General features: G+C 43.8%; 20 protein-coding genes. 10 read left to right on the forward strand and 10 right to left on the reverse strand.

The annotated features are described in order from the left end of the window. Positions 1-601: 601 nt before the first annotated feature. Complete coding sequence (gene proB, locus F6K49_RS25175; RefSeq protein WP_293039570.1) at positions 602-1,717, forward strand: glutamate 5-kinase; 1,116 nt, start codon at positions 602-604, stop codon at positions 1,715-1,717. Here proB and F6K49_RS25180 read toward each other — a convergent pair. The 4 genes from F6K49_RS25180 to F6K49_RS25195 all read right to left on the reverse strand — a co-directional run bounded on the left by F6K49_RS25180 (position 1,714) and on the right by F6K49_RS25195 (position 4,219). Next, positions 1,714-1,854: a hypothetical protein gene (locus F6K49_RS25180; protein WP_293101069.1), complete on the reverse strand. Its 141-nt coding sequence runs from the start codon at positions 1,852-1,854 to the stop codon at positions 1,714-1,716. The genes proB and F6K49_RS25180 overlap by 4 nt on opposite strands. A gap of 32 nt (positions 1,855-1,886) precedes the next feature. Continuing rightward, entirely contained in the window at positions 1,887-2,927 is a 1,041-nt protein-coding gene (gene proX / locus F6K49_RS25185) for a glycine betaine/L-proline ABC transporter substrate-binding protein ProX (protein ID WP_293101072.1), read from the reverse strand. Positions 2,928-3,248: 321 nt separating this feature from the next. Then, positions 3,249-3,632, reverse strand: a complete 384-nt coding sequence (locus tag F6K49_RS25190) for a DUF433 domain-containing protein (RefSeq protein WP_366514226.1) — start codon at positions 3,630-3,632, stop codon at positions 3,249-3,251. A gap of 47 nt (positions 3,633-3,679) precedes the next feature. Then, a complete protein-coding gene (locus tag F6K49_RS25195; RefSeq protein ID WP_293039563.1) occupies positions 3,680-4,219 on the reverse strand; it encodes a cold shock domain-containing protein in 540 nt (179 codons plus the stop codon). Between the two features lie 570 nt (positions 4,220-4,789). Here F6K49_RS25195 and F6K49_RS25200 point away from each other — a divergent pair. From F6K49_RS25200 to F6K49_RS25220, 5 genes are all read left to right on the forward strand, one after another. Further along, on the forward strand, positions 4,790-5,044 hold the full coding sequence (locus F6K49_RS25200) for a hypothetical protein (RefSeq protein WP_293101077.1): 255 nt from the start codon (positions 4,790-4,792) through the stop codon (positions 5,042-5,044). Between the two features lie 105 nt (positions 5,045-5,149). After that, the gene (locus tag F6K49_RS25205) at positions 5,150-5,341 is read left to right on the forward strand and encodes a hypothetical protein (RefSeq protein WP_293101080.1); all 192 of its coding nucleotides are present in this window, start codon (positions 5,150-5,152) and stop codon (positions 5,339-5,341) included. Positions 5,342-5,404: 63 nt separating this feature from the next. Then, positions 5,405-5,668 (forward strand): hypothetical protein, encoded by a 264-nt coding sequence (locus F6K49_RS25210; protein WP_293039561.1) that lies wholly within the window; start codon positions 5,405-5,407, stop codon positions 5,666-5,668. A 12-nt stretch (positions 5,669-5,680) separates the two neighbouring features. Next, entirely contained in the window at positions 5,681-5,980 is a 300-nt protein-coding gene (locus F6K49_RS25215) for a hypothetical protein (RefSeq protein WP_293025898.1), read from the forward strand. Positions 5,981-6,063: 83 nt separating this feature from the next. Further along, positions 6,064-6,222 carry a hypothetical protein gene (locus tag F6K49_RS25220; RefSeq protein ID WP_293025900.1) on the forward strand — a complete coding sequence of 53 codons (159 nt, stop codon included), beginning with the start codon at positions 6,064-6,066 and terminating at the stop codon, positions 6,220-6,222. On the opposite strand, the gene F6K49_RS25225 is transcribed toward F6K49_RS25220, so the two are convergent. After that, positions 6,177-12,710, reverse strand: a complete 6,534-nt coding sequence (locus F6K49_RS25225; RefSeq protein WP_293101083.1) for a translocation/assembly module TamB domain-containing protein — start codon at positions 12,708-12,710, stop codon at positions 6,177-6,179. The two genes, F6K49_RS25220 and F6K49_RS25225, sit on opposite strands and share 46 nt — an antisense overlap. A gap of 581 nt (positions 12,711-13,291) precedes the next feature. On the opposite strand from F6K49_RS25225, the gene F6K49_RS25230 reads away from it, so the two are divergent. Then, the gene (locus F6K49_RS25230) at positions 13,292-13,939 is read left to right on the forward strand and encodes a DUF3318 domain-containing protein (RefSeq protein WP_293025904.1); all 648 of its coding nucleotides are present in this window, start codon (positions 13,292-13,294) and stop codon (positions 13,937-13,939) included. 403 nt (positions 13,940-14,342) lie between these two features. Here the strand turns inward: F6K49_RS25230 and F6K49_RS25235 are convergent, their stop codons facing one another. Next, complete coding sequence (locus F6K49_RS25235) at positions 14,343-15,122, reverse strand: 7-carboxy-7-deazaguanine synthase QueE (protein ID WP_293101086.1); 780 nt, start codon at positions 15,120-15,122, stop codon at positions 14,343-14,345. A 115-nt stretch (positions 15,123-15,237) separates the two neighbouring features. On the opposite strand from F6K49_RS25235, the gene F6K49_RS25240 reads away from it, so the two are divergent. After that, entirely contained in the window at positions 15,238-16,227 is a 990-nt protein-coding gene (locus tag F6K49_RS25240; RefSeq protein ID WP_293025914.1) for a sugar transferase, read from the forward strand. 107 nt (positions 16,228-16,334) lie between these two features. Here the strand turns inward: F6K49_RS25240 and F6K49_RS25245 are convergent, their stop codons facing one another. Further along, a complete protein-coding gene (locus F6K49_RS25245; protein ID WP_293101089.1) occupies positions 16,335-16,511 on the reverse strand; it encodes a hypothetical protein in 177 nt (58 codons plus the stop codon). 106 nt (positions 16,512-16,617) lie between these two features. Here F6K49_RS25245 and F6K49_RS25250 point away from each other — a divergent pair, with 106 nt between their 5' ends. Then, positions 16,618-17,088, forward strand: coding sequence for an ATP-binding protein (locus F6K49_RS25250; protein ID WP_365940245.1), 471 nt, complete (start codon positions 16,618-16,620; stop codon positions 17,086-17,088). Here F6K49_RS25250 and F6K49_RS25255 read toward each other — a convergent pair. Together F6K49_RS25255 and F6K49_RS25260 are read right to left on the reverse strand one after the other, a co-directional pair. Then, positions 17,085-17,972: a hypothetical protein gene (locus F6K49_RS25255; RefSeq protein WP_293025908.1), complete on the reverse strand. Its 888-nt coding sequence runs from the start codon at positions 17,970-17,972 to the stop codon at positions 17,085-17,087. The genes F6K49_RS25250 and F6K49_RS25255 overlap by 4 nt on opposite strands. A gap of 223 nt (positions 17,973-18,195) precedes the next feature. Further along, a complete protein-coding gene (locus F6K49_RS25260) occupies positions 18,196-18,708 on the reverse strand; it encodes a hypothetical protein (RefSeq protein ID WP_293025910.1) in 513 nt (170 codons plus the stop codon). Between the two features lie 104 nt (positions 18,709-18,812). On the opposite strand from F6K49_RS25260, the gene F6K49_RS25265 reads away from it, so the two are divergent. Continuing rightward, positions 18,813-18,995, forward strand: coding sequence for a hypothetical protein (locus F6K49_RS25265; RefSeq protein WP_293025911.1), 183 nt, complete (start codon positions 18,813-18,815; stop codon positions 18,993-18,995). 554 nt (positions 18,996-19,549) lie between these two features. Here the strand turns inward: F6K49_RS25265 and F6K49_RS25270 are convergent. Next, on the reverse strand, positions 19,550-19,690 hold the full coding sequence (locus F6K49_RS25270; protein ID WP_293101092.1) for a hypothetical protein: 141 nt from the start codon (positions 19,688-19,690) through the stop codon (positions 19,550-19,552). Between the last annotated feature and the right edge of the window lie 236 nt (positions 19,691-19,926).

Here is a 19,926-nt window from a genome sequence, read left to right on the forward strand (position 1 = left end):
ATACCGAACTGTTTCTGGTCCTGGACAGGCAATACTACCTCTGACGCCCCAAAAACGAATAGTGAATAAGTTGTGGGTATTAGACATAATTTTTCCTTGCAGGCTTTTGCAGTTAGTTCATCAGTGACGGCTGACTAAGAGGATGTCAGTGTATGGTAATCCAGGAAGGGGAAAAGGTAAAGCTAGAATAGTCAAGTACCCTTGGCCCAATTCCTATTTACCCTTAGCTTTGATAGCTAGAATTCAAGCACATTGCACAGGAGGCCTTAGCACAAGCGTCAGACTAATAATCACGAAGGATTTCACCTGGATTGTTACTGGTTAGAGGTGATTAGATGACTGAATTACCCTGTTGTGGTAGGGTGTATCCGTTATACAAAGTAGCTCAAGTTTACCAGTATAGTTCATCAATGCTGCTAGCAAGTACTTCTTATTCCTATGATTCCCAAAAGCGTAGCAATATTTACCTGAATGTGTTGTAGGTTACACAACCAAAGTATGTGATTTTGATCACATACTTGGCAGTGGTACCAGAGGAAAACTACACCTGACATAGATTCCCCCTCGGAGGTATGATCAACAGAAACCAGATTAATCACCAATGACCAATCAAAAGATAGTTGTCAAAGTCGGCACATCTAGTTTAACTCAACCAGCAACAGGTCAGTTGGCCCTATCTACCATTGCTGCCCTAGTGGAAACCCTGACTCGGCTGCGTTCTGAAGGTCATCAAGTGGTACTGGTTACCTCTGGCGCTGTGGGGATTGGCTGTGGGCGACTGGGGTTAACATCACGACCTAATACACTCCCTCTCAAACAAGCGATCGCAGCGGTTGGTCAAGGACGGCTGATGCGGATATATGATGACTTATTTAACAACCTCAACCAACCCATTGCTCAGATTCTCCTCAGCCGCCGAGATTTTGTACAGCGTAGTTGCTATGTTAATGCCTATGCTACCTTTCGGGAACTACTCCAGCTGGGGGTGATTCCAGTGGTGAATGAAAATGATACTGTAGCCGTAGATGAACTGAAATTTGGCGATAACGACACCCTTAGCGCCTTAGTAGCTAGTTTGATTGAATCGGATTGGTTGTTTTTACTAACTGATGTGGATAGACTTTACTCAGCAGACCCCCGTAAGGTACCGGATGCTGAACCGATTATTTCAGTCAATAGCATTGAGGAGTTAACTGAACTAGAGGTACAAGCTGATGACTCAGGCTCTGGTTGGGGCACTGGTGGGATGGTAACCAAAGTTGCTGCTGCCCGAATTGCTACTAATGCTGGGGTTAGAACTGTAATCACTGAAGGACGATGTCCGGATAACATTGAAAGAATTTTACAGGGAGAATCCCTGGGCACCCAGTTTGCCCCCCAAACTCAAACCAATAAAGCCCGCAAACACTGGATTGCTTACAGTTTAGTGCCAGCCGGGAAACTTTATCTTGATCATGGAGCGCTCAAGGCAGTTTATGATGGGGGCAAATCTCTCTTAGCAGCTGGTATCACTGCCATAGAAGGTGATTTTCGCTCCTCAGATGCGGTAGAGCTATGTGATAGCAATGGTAATGAAATTGCTAGGGGATTGGTGAATTACAACAGTAATGAATTACATAAGATTCGAGGTCATAAATCCGAACAAATCCTAACTATTTTGGGTTACAAGGGGGCAGAAACTGTGGTTCATCGGGATAATTTGGTACTGATGAATTAGGGAGTAGGGAGTAGGGAGTAGGGAGTAGGGAGTAGGGAGTAGGGAGTAGGGAGTAGGGAGTAGGGAATCGGGAATCGGGAATCGGGAATCGGGAATCGGGAATCGGGAAAAAATCTTGTGTACCTGATAGCTATCATAAACGCTATATAGCGGTGTTTTGAGGATAGTTTTAATTCGTGGCTGCCTTTTTTGCTGATTCTACCCAACTATCAAAGAGTTCCTGGTTTTTATTCACCCATTCTTCGGCATGGCGGCGAATATCTTTTGGGCTACTTTCACCATCTTGTACCAGTTTTTGTTGAGCATTCACATCCTCAATCGGAACCGTAATCAACTCAAACAGGCGTTTGGCAGCTGGATTAGCTGCTAAAAATTTCTTGTTTGCCATCACCCGAACTTGATCGACAGCAAAACCGACATTTTTTCCGTCAACAGTAGTATCTTTTTCTGTTATATTTTCCTGTTCTTTAGGTAGTGAAAGAAAAGGAACCTCTAATCTAATGGTATCTTCTCCTGGCTTTAATACTGTCACTGACCAGTGGGGACTATAGCTATAAAATAAAATCGGTTGTCCTTGTTTATAGCGACCCAATGTGGCGGCCAAGAGAACATCATAGTTGCCTTGGTCATGTTCAACGATATCGCGCAACTTGTAAGCATCGAGCTGATGTTCAATTACCAACTCACACCCCCAACCTGGATTACAACCAGTTAAGTTAGCTTTGCCATCTCCATCAGAGTCAAAAAGTTTGGCAATCTTGGGGTCTTTTAGTTGTTCCAAATTATTGATTTTGTATTGTTCAGCAGTTTTTTTATCTATCTGATAGCTTTGCAAACCATCAGCAATAATTACCCCCACCTTTTCTAATTTTTGGTCACCACCGTTTTGTAAAAAGAATTTTTTGTGTATATTTTGCCAATGAACACTGTAGAAATCCACGTCTCCATTGCTGACAGAAATGTGTGCCAGGGGAATACTAAGTTGTTTTATTGCTGCAGGTTTATAACCAACTTTTTCCAATCCAATATTGATGATTTCGGAAACAAATAAGGCATAGGTGGAAACGGAGGATGCAGAACGGACCTTTACTCCTTTACCTGCTGTGGATTGACTCCCATTTGGGGTCTGTGCTCCACAGGCGATTAAACTGAAGCATAAAGCTGCTGCTAAAATAGCACAAATAAATTTATTAATTTTCCTGATGGTCATTTCTTTGATTCTATTTGATCAACCGCTATCGAGATGTTACAGCTAGATTTTCCATGAAATTCTGGTAAGGCGCAATGCTGACTACGGACCATAGGGTGGAATGGGCATGTTGGTGGCATGGGCATCTTGCCTGTTTCATTTCCGGGCGGGCATCCTGCCCACTCTACTGCTATTGATTCGCGCAGCGGGCATCCTGCCCACTCTACTGCTATTGATTAGACCTCTTGCAAAAGTATTTTTATGATAGTGTTTACGTCAATTATTGTCCACTTTTCCCTGTTCCCTGTTCCCGACAACTGCCGCGAAGTCTAATCAAGAAAATCATGCTTTCTCTGCGTGTCTTGCTTTCTGTTCCTGGAGTTTTGCCCACAACGCTTCTCGACCGGGTTTAGGGGGCATTGTTGCAATGCGAGCAAAGTGTTCTCGATTCCGCTCTTCCCAATACTGTCGGTTTTCCTGTTCCTCCTGCAAGATAGTTTCATACTCTGCTTCGACTTGGCTACGATTGTCTTCAATGTATGATAGTGCAGCGCTTACTTGTTCTTTAGTGAGGTTAAGAACATCCCCAATTAACTTGGGTGGATACTGAGCTGTGACATAATCCATGACATCGTAGAGGGTGATGCGTGTTCCGGCAATGGTTAATCCCCATTCTGTGCGTATTACTATAGCTGTTTTGCTATTAGAAACTGGAGCCATATCCATCGCTTTCTTAAGGTATCTCTATTTTACGAAGTCTTGGGGGGCTGTGGTTACCTTGGTGCTCTACGCCAACCATTTGCGATCGCTTCTGACTCCGTGCAAAACCACCTTTCTCCCTTGGATGGATCGATAACTGTCGATTCATAATCTTCCATGGCTGGAAGATGATACAACTTTTTGCCTGTTTTAACGGAAATATTGCCTTTTATCATACATCCTGGCTTCGTAATAGATGTGATTGGTGAGGGAGAACGACTAGGACTGAACTCGATTGTAAACAGTGCCATAGCAGCTAAAATTACGAGACCAAGAACGGTTTCGAGTAAACTTCTTTTCCTTGGTTTTCTTTTAGTTGGCAAAGGTCGAGGTGCAACACCTTGAATGGAGGCTCTGGCAGCGCGTATTTTGCCATCGGGTTCAGCAACTTGCTCGTATAAAATCCTATCTCCAACCTTTGGGCGACGACTTGCTCCTTTCAAAGCACTGATATGTAAGAAAACGTCTTTACCACCATCATTGGGTTTGATGAAACCAAAGCCTCTATCGTCTTTCCAGGTTATCAGTTTTCCTTGATGTAGAACAGGTTTCATATAACAGTCTCATGATCATGTGCATCATCTTTGAGTTTTACCAAATGCCACGTGCTTAAAGCATCCCCTCCTAGCCCGTGAACAAACACCACGTCTGCACTCGGCAATAAGTCCTGATGGCTTGAGATTTCAATCAAGCCCGTTAAATTACTCAACGATTAGCCTCCAGTTAATTATATAGCATTAACTAGTAGATGCCTGAAACCCAATCTCGATTTAGTCTAACAAAAAAATAAAGGGAGTCGGGAGTCGGGAATCGGGAATCGGGAATCGGGAGTCGGGAGTCGGGAGCAAAAATTATCACAATTTATTACTTTATCGATTTAATATTTCCGTTGCTATCGATAAAAATACTCCAAAAAAACGCGATTGACCATAGGTCACGCTACGCGTTCGCTAACTAATCTTTCCTATTTGTACTGTTACCTGTTACCTGTTTTTTTGTTTTTTTTATTACATAAACGTACATTTTATTTCAATACCTCCTCCGAAAACAATCTAAAAACCCTTGACACTATAATTAATAATAGTTATAATTATAGTTATAAAGTTTACAACTAATTGTTAACTATGTCCGACAACTTCCGCCCTAACCCAGAAAACAATCCTGATGAGATTACTCCTAGTAATTATCCTCAGGAACATTCCCAAAAAAAATACCCGATTAAGCACATTTTGAAAGGCTACCGCCAGGCAATAAACAACACCATCTATACTCTTTATGCACGGGGTTACGCCCAAATTGACGAGTGGAGCCCCCTTCAACCGACTGACATTCCTGGCGAATTCATCACGGTAATGACGAAGTACTTAATGCTGGGTTAAGGGCTTAAATTTTGGGGGGGTTTCCCCCCCTGGCCAAAGGCCAATCACATCGGATCACGTCCGGATGGGTTTACAAAGTTGAGACATAAGTAACAATTCCTAGCCGTGGAACATAGTTCTGCGGCTACTTTTTTTGGGGTTAGTAAGTTGAAGGTTAGTAAGTTGAAGGTTAGTAAGTTGAAGGTTAGTAAGTTGAAGGTTAGTAAGTTGAAGGTTAGATGGTTGAAGGTTAGTAAGTTGAAGGTTATTTGCTTGAAGGTTAGATGGTTGTTCGCCTTTGGCGTTCGAGTAGGGTAGGTTTAAGGTTATGATGTTGTAGGTTATTAACAGGCTCAGCTGATCAACACAAGACCTCTTGAGGTGATCAACAAGTGTTCTATTGTGATTAATCCTTGGTGGGCAGTGCCTAGCAACCCGATGGCAAGCACATCAATCTGTCTGTTGCACTGCCCACCCTACATCTACTTAATAAAATTCTCCCCATCTCCCCTACTCCCTACTCCCCATCTCCCCATCTCCCCATCTCCCCACACTTCCCCTATTCCCTATTCCCTGTTCCCTGTTCCCTGTTCCCGATTCCCTACTCCCTGTTCCCTGTTCCCTACTCCCTACTCCCTCCGATAACAACTTTCAAAAATGAGAAAATACATCACTACTTTATTGCTGTTGCTAACATTATCCTTTGCCTTTGCTCCTCCCGCTGTTGCTTTCTCCTACTGCCGCACTAAGAATAACAACCGGATTTGTATCCTTAGCATCAAGCGGAGTGCTAAGTATCTATGGGAATATCGAGCATCAGTTAGTGTCAATGGCGTTGCTACTCCTATAGAAATATATAATTGTCGCAATCGTATTAGAGTTAAGAAAGACAGAACTGTTGTACTATTTCAACACAATGGTCCAGGGGAACTTATCTGTAGTATTTTGAAAAAATAGTTATAGGAAAGGGAATCGGGAATCGGGAATCGGAAATCGGGAATCGGGAATTGGGAATCGGGAACAGGGAACAGTGATAATAGTTGACTATTTCAGTACTGAAATTGATTGTTATAGTAGTCGAAGGAAAGGTTAAGATATCTTTCGACTCCCTACTCCCTACTCCCTACTCCCTACTCCCTACTCCCTTAGCTAATCAAAATTGCAATTTATATCTAACTTGTACCTCATTAAACACGTAGTCGTAACTCAATTCAACTGAGGAAGTTTCGCCCAAATCATAAACGGCATCGAAGGTTGGGTAAACCTGTAAATCAGCTAAACCGATGGATCTCCCGACATTACTGACTTTTTCTTCAACAGTAAATAAAATATCTTTGATAATTGGTCGAAGAACATACTGAGTAATCACTAACTCAGCTATTTCTCGTTCGTTGCTGTTAGCGATAGTTTCAAATTGGGTAATAAAACTGTTACCGAGCAGAGCGATAATTCCACTTTCACTCCGGGGAGGAGTACTGGTTAAGGTGACAATGGGAGAAAATAGAAACGCCTTGTCTTCACTATTAGCTATAGCTTCGCCATAAACACATTCAGCAAGCTGTTGGAATTGTTGCCGAGACAAGATGGTTGTTTTTGAACCAAGTTTAGCTAGTCCACTATCTTGTCCACTAGTAACAATTTGTTGATCAGCACAATAATCTTTCTCTCCTCCTAGGGCAAGGATTTGACTAGTTTGACCTTTGATGGCGAGGGTTATCTTCACTTGGTCGGGTCGAGAAGAACGCAAGACATTTTCAAGGATTTCGTTATCAATCCGTCTTTGACGTAAGGCACCAGAAGGCTCAAACGCTATGGTGTTAAACTTAAGATCTAAATTGGGATTGAGTAATCCCTGTTCTGGTACAAATACAATGGTGTTATTGTACCGCCTGTCTGCAACAAATTCGGTTTCTAATACATCAACTTCCCCACGTCCTAGCTTAATTGTTCCCAATCCTTTTAAGTTTTGGAGATTGCCATTGATAGGACCGTTGAGGGTTAAATCACCAGCTAGTCGAAAATCATATAGGGGAAACTGTTGGACTCTTAACTCATTTACCAAATTTACCTGAAAGTTATTTAACCTAGGCACAAACAGATTATTGATTCTACTACGTACTAATGAGGGAGTCTGATTAGACCTATTCTTAACAGTTTTTTCGTCACTTGTTTGGGTTTTGGTTTCCTGTATTTTGGGGATAAAAGCTTGCCCATTGTCTAAGTTAATGTTTCCTCCAATAACTGGACGCAATGCTGAACCAGTAATCACGACATTACCGGCTACTCCCCCTTCATATAGCCCTGCTAACTTTAGGTTATCTTTAGGAATTTTCAGGGTTAGGGGATTGGAGTAATTTGTTGTATTCGACGCTATCCTATTTGACACTATCGGCAATTTCCCAGACAGGGAGAATCCAATCCCTGCTAGGTCACCTTCGAGAGTTTTTTGACCTTCTTTATCTGGATAGTTTACTACTTCCAAGCGTTGCTGATCTAACTTAACCTTGCCTACAACATTGAGAGTAAAGTCATCCTCCAGGAGCTTGGTTTTGATAGTACCATTCTGGATATTAACCTCAGATGTTCCTGATAAGTCTTTAATTTTGATACTATCTGCTAACTCCAAACGTCCACTAACATCCAGTTCTATATCAGCTGTTCTATCCTCTCCATTCACCCATGCCACTTGTTCTTGAGTCACTACACTAAGGAGTGCCATGGCTGGAGTTGCCAGCTTGAGGTTGATATCTATGCGATCGCTATTGGGTTTGGGGGGAAAGGGGACGTTACCAGACAGTTGTAGATAATCTGGTTTGTTGGTATCAAAGTCAAGACGAGAATCAACATAGTCGAAAGTCACCTCAATATCATCTAGAGAGGTATCATTGACAGTGCCATCTACAACAGCGACTTGGCCATTGGTAACTTCGGGATTGGTGAGACTACCCCCCAGCTCGCCTTTGGCATTTAAGTTACCTGCAATCTCAAAGGGAATAGTGACAAAATTGCTTGCTAAGTTGCTAACGGTCTCTAGAGATAAATTCTGGAGGAGGAAGTCTCCTGAGTTGGTTTCTTGGGCAAGCTTTCCTTGAAATGCTAAGACTGTTTCGCCCAATTCCATTCGGGCTGGCTGCACAGTAATTAGACCTTGGTCGTAACTTCCTTTAGCAACCAATTGGTTGATCACAATAACTTGATTGGGGGAATTAGCATACCACTGCCAGTTGTTGCCCTCGACATTAAAATTGACTTTAGGATTAGTCAAGATACCAGCAACAGCAATTTCCCCAGTATACTTACCTCGAATATCAAAATTAGTGAGGAGTGTATTAGGATCGAATTGGTTAGCGACAGCGTCGTCTTGGGCATTAATTTTAGCAAACCGTTGTAGGAGAGTAGCTAGGGAGCCTGCTGGTATAGTAGGGAATGGTCGTAATTGGTCAGCTTTGCCAGATTTATTGTTGCCAATGTTATCACTAGAGGAATTAGTAGTAGAGGAATTAGTAGTTTGGAATCTTTGGACGATGTCGATAATATCAACACGTTTGACAATAGTCAGGATGTCTTCAATATAGGCTTCTGGAATAGTAAGCTTGCCGTTTATTTCTTGAGACTTGAGATTAAATCGACCATTTTTGAATAAATATCGACTGTTACCCAAGATTAAAGCAGCTGATGCGATCTGGGCAATGTCATCTTGATAGGAGAAGTTAGCACTAACTTGTTTAGCGTTGATTTCTCCTACAGCAAGTTGCTTAATGTCGATAGTATTACGACCAGAAGTTTCTAGGGTGAAAAGATTCAGGTTTGCTTGCCCTGTTACGTCACCTTCTAATCTACCGGGAATACCATAGTTTAAACCAGGAGTGAGATTAAGGATAGCTAGGGATAAATTCTTGATCTGAGCCCTTAAGTTATCTCCCCGGCGTACTCCTGTGATCAGAATCGGGAATTTTGACCCTTTTCCCTGTTGGAGTGTAAAGGATGCGGGCAGGTAGGGAGCAAGACAGTCTTCTCTAGTACAGGGTTGGAGGCGAGTTGCGATCGCATCTTTCTTTCCTCGTAAATCTATGGCTAATTCTTGTCCTGGCGCAACGGTTACTGGCCCAGCTAACACTGGCTCAAAGGTTAAGTCGTTAACCTTCAAATTCGATAGCTGTAGATTCCCCGTCAGATTCAAATTCCCAGGTAGAAAGGGGGCTGAGAGTAAATTTTTTCCTTGGATGCGACCGTTCAAGTCAGCTTGACCGTTGACCTGAATTTGATACCCTGGGGAAATTTGCTCCAAAGGTAACCGACTCAATAGCAGGTTATAGGGTAATCTACTGAGATCAGAATCAACCTCTAGGTTTAGATCAGTGCCCATCTCCCATGGCATCTGACTAGGATTAGTTTTGGTGAGATGGGACAGTAGGATTACTCCTTTAGCATTAAAGGATTGTTTTGGCAACTGTAGCGATAAAGTATTTGCTTTGATGGTAGCAATAGCACCAGGATTGAGCAAGGGATTGAGGTTTCCGGATAAATTCAGTTGACTGTTCAGCGGTCCTAGCTCTAGTTTTTGGTTACCCAGCTGCGGTAATAACTGACTAACCAGTAAGGAGGAATCAAGATTAGTAGTATTGATGGCAGCTTGCCATAGACCGTTGCTGAGGGTGCTATTTAGGTTAAGTTTCCCTTGGGCTATTACTCCGTTAAGGTCTGCTTGTAGGTCAGTCTGATTCAGTATAGTTGGGGGGTCTAGGGTGTTAAGTCGGCTCTTTAACTTAACTTTCCCCCCGATTTGGGTGTCGATAGAGCTTGGAAAGTTAGCCAACGCCATTTGGGATGCGATTTCCCCTACATCCAGGCTGTTTGCGATCGCATCCGCAGTCAGCACCCCAGAGCTTAACTGACCGATAGCATTAACGTCACCACCACCTACACCTAGGTTTCCATCAAAGCTAGCCTGAATTGGCTTGAGTAGGTCGAGGTTAAATGACGAGCCGAAAGCCAGTAGAGACTCTAAAGAACTAGAAAGCTTAGCGTTACCTGACTTGAGAGCTATCGGTAGAGTTAGATTAGGAATACTATTACTCAAGTTAATTTGACCAGCTAATGCATTAACATCTAGATTTCCTGAATTTAACTGGCCTTTCGCCTTAACTTGACCATCAGCCACCCCTAAGTTTCCCTGAAAATTGGCCTTAATAGTATTGAGGCTGTTGAAGTCCTGATTCAAGCCAGAAGCGAGCAGAGATGCCAGGCTTCCGGAAAGATTAAGCTGACCTGACTGTAGCGCTACTGGTATGGTCAAATTAGGAACTAAGGGATTGAGCTTAATTTGACCAGCTAATGCATTGACATCTAGATTTCCTGAATTTAACTGGCCTTTCGCCTTAACTTGACCATCAGCCACCCCTAAGTTTCCCTGAAAATTGGCCTTAATAGTATTGAGGCTGTTGAAGTCCTGATTCAAGACAGAGGCTAGCAGAGATGCCAGGGTTACGGAAAGATTAAGTTGACCTGACTGTAACGCTACTGGTATAGCCAAGGTGGGAACTAGGGGATTGAGCTTAATTTGACCAGCTAATGCATTAACATCCAGATTCCCTGAATTTAACTGACCTGTCGCATTCACCTTACCCCCACCCACCCCGAGCAACCCATTAAAATTGCCATCGATAGTATTCATCAGGCTATTGAGGTTGGGAGTTGAGCTAGAGGAGAGCAGAGACTCCAGGGAACCAGAAAGGTTGATTTTGCCAGAATCTAAACCAATCGGTAAACCCAACTTGGGCACTACCTTATTCAGTTGAATTTTAGAGGCTCTGGCCTCCAATTCCACCATGCCTCGATTTACCTGACCTGTAGCCTTAACCTTACCCCCTTCTACCCCCACCTGCATATCTCCGGTTGCCTCAATAGATTTAGGAGAAAAGGATTTGAGACTACCAGAGAGGTTGATTTTTCCTTGGGTCAACTGTCCCGACAGGGGTAAGAAGGGGTCTAGAGGCACAGCGTTAGCCACTACAGTAGCTTCCCACTTACTGGTTTTAAGGTTTCCTGTACCCGTGGCAGTAATTGTCCCTTTACCGACCTTGACCTGGGTGTTACGCAGCAAAATATTCTGATTGAGCAACAGGAGTTCTCCAGCACCAGAAACCCCGATATCCTTTGAAGATGAAGTGGATAGGGCTGGTGCTTCCCAAATTAGACTCCCTTGGGGGTTTTGAGTGTTTCCTCTAATGGTAGCTTGGGCGTTAAGCTTGCCCAGGGTAATCTGAGATGGCAGCTTATAGGGAGATGCAATCGCATCCACCGGAAGGGCAGCGATAAAATCGAACGCTAGGGGCATTCCCTGAGGTTTAGTTTCCCCTTGCTGGTCACTAGCCAGTCTTACTTGACCACGCCCAGTAATTTTCCCACCGGCCTCAGGTCTTACTAAGAAATCCGTCAAGACCACTTGGGAAAAATTCCCAGCGAAGTCAGCCTGAATCTGAGCCAACTTAACCTTGTCGATAGTGGTCACTTTAGTATTCCTTAGTTTGCCAGTCACCTCTGGCATGTCAATCGGACCGGTAATCGATAAGTCTGCTGCCATTTCCCCATCTACTGGCACTGGGGATTTCACCGGAACAGTTTTCAGCAGTTTCGCCAAGCTAAAGGGCGTGAGCTCAACATTCAGGTCAAACCCTTTTTTCCAACCAACTTCACCAGATACCAACGCCTCAAGTGCGCCATAACTCCCCTGAGTTTTTTCCAAGCGCACCCGGTCTCCCTCGAAAAGCAGTCTAGCGTTAGCCTTCACTGGTGCGGTCAAAGGCTTTACTTGCAACTGAATCCCTTTAAAGTCAGCCTTACCGTTGACATCGGGGATGTCCTTGATCGAAGGCAGGGAAATATTCAGTTTGGCATCTAATTCACCAGATTGGAGATTAGCTGGGATATTGGGAATAACCGCTTTGATTAATGGCATCAGCTCCGCCAAGGCCAAGTTTTGGACGTTGACCCTAGCTTGACTTTGCCCAGTTGTCAGCCATGTGTTTCCCTTCAGTTTGGTCTTACCCTCAGCAATAGCCGTTGTGATGTTATACCTGAGACGCTTATTGTTGTCGGATAAGCCAGCAGTAGCATCAAGTCTTACTTTGAATGGATTAGTCTGACCATAGGGTAAAAGGGCAATTTTACCATTCCAAACCCGCACCTTAGCATCAAAATCAATCGGAGGAGAGAAGGAATTATCGAAATTCAAGTCTTTTAAATTAATCCATTCCCCATTCGCCTCTTGTTGGGCATACACATCCACATGTACCAAGTTAATGGTGACAGGCAAAGGGCGTTTTAGAAGCAAAGGCAAGGGATTAAAACCTACTTTGATCCTTTTGATAGCCACATGGTCAGGGTCAGTGGTGGTAGCTGGGATAGAGGATGCTCCCAACTCTAGGCTAGTCAGGTATAGGGCTTTCAGTTGTCCAACCCGTACATCTCGCTGGATAACCTTACTCAGTTCAGTTTCAATCCAGCCAGGTAAGTTTTGGTATAGCCACATCCTAACCCCAAAATATCCCACCAGACCAATGGTCAGGGAGATCATGGCAAAGGTAATAGTAGAGGGGCGTTTTCCCCATTGCAGTACAGTGGCTACAGCACTCCGGCTTTGATTTCCCTTTGGTTCAGGGGGAGGATTTTGGGAAGGCTTGGTCATATCCGAATATCAGGATGATTAGAGGATTTGCTGAAAATTATTCCAGATCAGCTGCAATATATTCCGGAAATTGACTGATACAGGGTAGCTAAAATTTTATAGGAATCTGAAGATAGGGTGATCGGCTAATGGGGAGAATTTATGATGGGTTAATCGGGTTTTTGAGCTGCTAGCCCTGAAACGCTACTATAAATTTAAATACACAAAAGCATGACCATGCGATCGCGCTTAGTGCCCAGTAGTACCCTTAGGGATTAGGTAAGCTATCAGCTATCAGCTATCAGCTATCAGCTATCAGCTATCAGCTATCAGCTATCAGCTATCAGCTATCAGCTATCAGCTAATGGGTCACAGGCTAGAAGCCTGTGCCACGCTACTAGATCGGTACTTTTGAATAAAATAACCTGACGGCTGACGGCTGACGGCTGACGGGATTAGTTTGACGTACTACTGATGATTGGGTTCCTCGAAGTTCACTCTCGTCGAGTACACAACATCTTAAACTTGGGTAAATCGAATCGGTAGATAGTGTCCGGTCAAACACATCTCAATTTGAAAAAGTTTTTTCTAGGAGGATATGAATGACATCCTATGCAGCCTCTTCTGCTAGAGCAGAAATGAGTGAACTCCGACGACTAAAAACGTTACTACCACCAGAGCTACAAAGCTGGGTGATGGTGGAAGGGTCCACAGAAGTCAATCCCCCCTTGGTTCGTTGTGAAGAACTGGGTTCAGACGAGGTGGAAATTCAAATTGACCTAACTAAATGGGAGCAGCTCGCCCTTGACCAGCGTAACCTCCTGTTTTGGCATGAAGTTGCCCGGATTCAAAATGACACAATTCCTAAAGAAGGCTGGGAAATGGCAGCCCTAGCCATTGGTTTAGGGGGTGCTGTCGGGGAACTGTGGGTACAAGATGGCTTACTGCTGCTGTTGGCCTTAGCCCTATGCGGAGTCTCAGGTTGGCGACTGTATCAAAAAAACAATGGGGAGAAAAACCTCAAATATGCCATCGAAGCTGACGAAAAAGCGATCGCACTTGCCACTCGCTTCGGCTATACCCTACCCAATGCCTACAAGAGTCTAGGCAGTGCCTTGAAAACCTTAATTGAAATTACCCCTAGTCGTCGTCTACGGCGCAGATACGAAGACCGGCTCTCTGCTCTCAAACGCAGTGCTGCTAAAGCCAAAGCCCAAGCCCAAGCCAAGCGAGAAGGCACAACAATGTAGTGTGATGTCTAGGCAAGACTTAACTGTTGGTTGATGGTTGATGGTTGATGGTTGATGGTTAACTGTTGATGGTTAACTGTTGTTTGTTCACCTTCAACCAAATAACCTTCAACCCAAATAACCTACCCAAAGGGAACGCCAAAGGCGAACAACATTTTAGAATTAAGAATTAAGAATTAAGAATTTAGAATTCTACATTCTGCATTCTTCATTCTACATTCTGCATTCTGACAAACAACCTACCCAAAGGGAACCCCAAAGGCGAACAACCTTCAACCAAATAACCTTCAACCAAAGAATTTTAAACCAAATAACCTTCAACCAAAGAATTTTAAACCAAATAACCTTTAACCAAATAACCTTTAACCAAATAACCTTTAACCAAATAACCTTCAACAAACCCCTAAAGCTGACCGATCATTTTATGGGTCTGAGGGAGCACCCGTACCTGCTTAAGAAAAAGCTTCATTAAAGCCTGCCAAGCCAGAACCTGCTCCGGAGTAGGAGCAACTATTGGTTGCCCAGACCCCTCCACCGGAGTCACTGGTTGCAGAAATACTGGAATTTCCGGGCTAACCGCTGCTACCAAATCGGCAGATTGTTCCAACTCCGTGGGGTCAGTGTGGCAATCAATAATTAACTTGACAAATACCTCCACTGATGAATTGTGGCACAGCTTGAGAAATTCCTTGTGAGCAGCCCATCTGTTCTCTCCACTCACACTGGGCAACTTGATATCCATACCCACTGAGTCCAAATAGGGCAAAACCATTGCCATCTCTTGAGGACGATGACCGCCAGTTTCTAGGTAAATGGGCAATCCAGTTAACTGTCGTAGCTCAGGCAGAAATTCCACCAGAAAAGGAGTATGAAGTAAAGGTTCACCCCCAGTCAAGCTAATGCTATCGTGCAATCGATGTTTATTTTGTCTGTCAACCCATTTCAGTAGCGATCGCAAGGGGACTGGATTTGGATAAGTTTCAAAATCACGCTTACCGGGAGTATGTTCCACCTGGCATTGAGGAGGGACAGCCCAGGTATGGAAACTGTCACAGAAATGACATCTTAGATCACATAGGGCAAACCGGATAAAGATCTGACGAGTGCCAACATTTAGCCCTTCTCCTTGAATCGCAGAAAAAACTTCGATCAGGCGGGCACTTGCTTGATTTCCACAGAGCATATTCACATTTTAAAAGATTTCATGATATATGACTAAATTTTTGCAGAATCGTAGGGTTCTAGGACAAAATAATGGTCAATACTATAGGTTAGAATCTAGCGGTTTTTTTTCTATGATGGTTGATTCAGTCAATAGCAACAATTTCCAGGTAGTGTTCTCACAAGATACTCCCGTGGTGGAATTACCCACTCGTGTCAGTGTACTAGAAGCTGTGGAGTTTAAGCAACTATTCCAGCAGCTTCTCCAAAAAATACCTCTGCCTGAAACAATCATATTTGATTTTCACCAGACTAATTTTATCGATAGCAGTGGTATCGGTGCATTAGTGAGTAATCACAAAAGTGCCCTAGAGCAAGGGGTTAAAACGTTGCTTAAAAATGTCACTCCCCAAGTCATGTCTGTATTGGTCATAACAGGACTAGACCAAAGGTTAGCTATAGAACCATCAGAGAATATTACCACACTAAGCACCAACAAATCAGTAAATCACTTACCAACAACCCATCCCTCCGTTAGATCTCCGGTGAAGCGATTAATCGATATTGTGGGTGCAATCTTGGGTTTGGGAATTACTGCTATTTTGTTTATTCCCATTGCCCTTGCGATTAAGCTAGATAGCCCTGGTCCGATTTTTTTTGGTCAAATCCGTTGTGGTTGGATGGGAAAGCGGTTTCGGATCTGGAAATTTCGCTCCATGTGTGCTAACGCTGAACAGCTAAAAGAGAAAGTTAACAATCAAGCTGATGGCAAAGTTTTTAAGAATGAGAATGACCCCAGAATCACCAGAGTGGGCCATTTTTTACGGAAAACCAGCTTGGATGAACTGCCTCAGTTCTGGAATGTTCTGAAAGGGGAGATGAGTTTAGTAGGTACAAGACCACCAACACTCAATGAAGTAGAAATCTATGAAGTGCCGGAGTGGCAACGTTTAAACGTAAAACCGGGTATCACTGGTGAGTGGCAGGTGAATGGACGCTCAAAAATCCGTAGTTTTGAGGATATCATTGAAATGGACTTAAAATACCAACATCACTGGAGCTTAGCCCATGATATCAGACTGATCTTCAAAACTATCCTGGTGGTGGTTCGTAAAGATGGAATGTAGTTTTATGGTTAGATGAGTTTGGACCAATCACCTTCGCCCCTAGTGGCGAAGGTGATGGCAATTGATCAGATGCCAGCCTAGCTTACCTTAGAATCGAAAACTATTTTTTAAGAAACTATCACAATAGACCTCTTGCCAAAGTATTTTTCTGATGCTGTCTTTCTCAATTCTTGTCCGCTGATCCGAAGTTCCCTTGTCCGAAGTTCCCGACAACTGCCGCCAAGTGTAATGCCATAGACCGTGTAAACACCATAATTTTTAAAAGTACCATCAAATTCGATCAATTTAGGCTAATATAGTGGTTCCCACTAGACCGATCTGCATCGACATGATCATCGTAACCTCCGTGTTGCAGAAGAGTCATTGTTGTTTTTATCTTACAAAATAGTGGTGCTTATTAATAAAACCTGGAAACTCAGTCGGTTAATGTGCAATGGCAAACCGCTTCGAGAATCTCGTCTAATGGTCCAAACAGACTTGAGTGAAGTCAAAGATGTATTACAGTGGTTTGAGGAATTCACTTCTGACCTACTGCCTCAGCAATTTTGGCAGCAGTGTCAAATTGCTTTGGTGGAAGGCTTTACTAATGTAGTACGCCATGCTCATCGACATTTACCTAAAACTACAGTAATAGAGCTGGAGCTAAAGTTATTTACTGATGGATTAGAAATGCGGCTTTGGGACTATGGACAGCCTTTTGATTTCCAATCCAAGCTGGAATCCCTCTACCAAGAGGACTATGACCCTTTAGAAAAAGAAGGAGGTAGAGGGTTGATGTTTATGAATCAGCTGACAGACGAAGTTTCCTACCAACGTCTGTCTGACCAACGTAATTGTCTACTAATGCGTAAATGGTGCTAGATTTCCGCTGCGGCGCGTTCAATTAAGCTACGCGCCAGACTTTGAATGCCAGTGTGTTCGTAATAGTTAGTAGACATATCCAGAAAAGCGGCCAGATAGTCTAACTTGTCATCAGAAAACTCAATAAAACTTTGCAAGTTATTAGCGATTTGTTCTGGGGTCACACCTCGGTCAGTAACGAAATCACTCATCCATCCTTTCACCGATTCAAAGCTTTCACCAATAAAGCTGAGCTTGCTCTGGGAATCATCCCCAGGAATCGCATCCTGGATCCCTTTGAAACTCCCACTGTCTTCCAACTCGTTGGGAGTTAGACGCTCTAGAGTTGACTGTACTCCCATGATAAAGTCAGGACCAAGGGGAATCAGGCCATCAAAACAAACCAGCGCTGCCATACGCATTATAGATGCGCCACCATAGTCACCTAAGGCAGCCACAAAGTCACCAATGCTATCTCCAGGCAGACCATTAATTTGGCAAAAGCCGATCAATTCCCCTACCACTTTGATCGACAGATCAATGGTTTGGGCTTTGTCAGCTTTCGGAGTCAAGCTGTTCAAGAAACCCAACAAGGGAATTTTTTCACCAACCTTGTTCGCTAAAGCTGCTGCCCCCAACGCCGTACCAGTGCTATCAATGGTTTGGTAAATCCACAGCGCTCGTTGGTAGCCCTGGGAGCGGTCATTGAACAGATAGACGGCGCGATCGCCAATTTCCTGAATTACCTCTTCGTCTTCTTCACCAGTGATCCCACGAATGGTATTTTCAAATCCCACTAAATTTTCCCACTCTCCAGGCACAACAAAGTCTAGAGACTTCAGCGCCGAGATGGTCATATTCTTCGTTGGCAGATCATCAACGATTTCATAAATTGGTTTGCTCACACTCAGACTCCTTTACAATCTGATACCTTCGAGTCATTAGTCTTTGGTTATTAGTCCTTGGTTATTAGTCCTGAGTGACCAACACCGAGTCTGATCGTAGCTACTGATGGTAGTTACTGATAACTAATGACTGATGACTAATGACCTACTTACTTGTGATTTTTGTGATTCTTGTGCTTGAGGATGGTTATTCCCCATTTACCTTTTTCCTTGTAGCATTTATTTACTTAAGTCGGGAAAGACCACTCAGGTTAAATTTTGCTAACCAGGCTTTGCGATCGCTAGCAGTAAACGACGGATTTCGGGATTGGATCTTTACCTGGTAGCGCTTACCGACCAAAATAGCGGTTTGAGTTGAACCAATTTCCCGGGCTGGATAACCAGCAATGGTTTGACCACTTTGCTGATATTTGGCAGCAGTGGTAGGAGTGCTGCTGGTATCAGAAATTGAGAGCACTGCCACCTCAGTGCCATTTTTCTTCAACTTGGCTTGAGCAAAGCCTTTTTTCTCCTGGGTATAGACTCGTTGATAACCGCCCCCTGATGGTGGGAAAAACTTGTTGAATTGAGACCCTTGAGTTGCATTCTTGGCAACAGCCTGACCACTTCTAGCCTGGCTGCTGGCCTGTTGTGCCTGGTCAAAACGAGAGGGGGCTTTTTGAGCGCAGGATGTTACCAGCAATAATATGCTGAGTAACATGGTCGCTAAAATTGTCTTTACACGAGACATGGTCATCGTTTTCTCCTTGAATGATGTATGCTGCTTACTTAGCGAGACTATCTAGGGGAAACCTTACCAGAGCTATCTACAGGTGCGACCCGTGGCGAATTTAATTCTTAATGGGGAAAGCGCACCTAACAAAGATTTCCCAAGTGCCCCATGGCTTCGTCAAATACGTGACCATTGACACTCCCCGGCCTGTTCGCGTAGCGTCGGGCAAAGCCCGAAAGGCGCGGGGATTCCTAGATCAACGAGTCACCTTAAACCGTTGTGTTCCAATCTTTGACTCCGCCAAAAATTAGACAATATCTAAACCAAAAACCCGTCAAGACCAAGTTTCTAGTCAGCTCACAACAGACCCAGCGGGCAATTCTCCTTAGGCGTTTGACTACTTAATAGGAAGTGCCTTAAAAAGTCCGTTTCTCTTCCTTTTCGTCGGGTTCCGGTGTGCCCCACCGTACCGTGTTATCTTAAAGCGTGATTTTTGCTGGGTTCACACACCAACGGTTAATTGATGATTGGGTTTTTAAGGAGGACTTTCCCTACCCTCCGAGCATTACTTCTTCTAGGTCGATAAGTTACGGGTCTCTCTCCCGGCTCAGCCTACGGTTTTTCAGCCTGTACTCATGTTTTAATTATACCCTGGCGCTAGATAAGTGTCAACTAAAAGCCGTCCTAGAAGGACGGGGCTTTAAACCCAGAATTTTTGGTAACAATATCCCACTCTCGGCCTAAAACCACTACCTCCTTCTGGTGTTGAGCAACTGGTCACAACATTCTGCCAAGGTGTACTCGCTGCTTTGTAGACGAAGTCCAAAGCTGAAACACCTGCCAAAGCCATCCTAGAAAATTGTAGTCAATACTCTGCAAAATGGGGAATAGGGAATAGGGAATAGGGAGTAGGGAATAGGGAGTAGGGAATAGGGAGTAGGGAATAGGGAGTAGGGAGCAGGGAACAGCGGATCTCGGAATAGTTAAAAAATTCTGTGTACCTCATAGCTATGAACAACGCTATACAATTCGACGCAGCTTGGAAAGGAGATTACTTATTTTTTGTAAATCTACTTTGTCGATTGCATAATGAATTTTAATGAACATATTTATATCATGTCGGGATAATTACCCTTAATAAAAATCTCCCCATCTCCCCATCTCCCCATCTCCCCATCTCCCCATCTCCCCATCTCCCCATCCCCCCATCTCCCCATCTCCCCATCTCCCCATCTCCCCCTC

This window comes from Moorena sp. SIO3I6, from assembly GCF_010672095.1.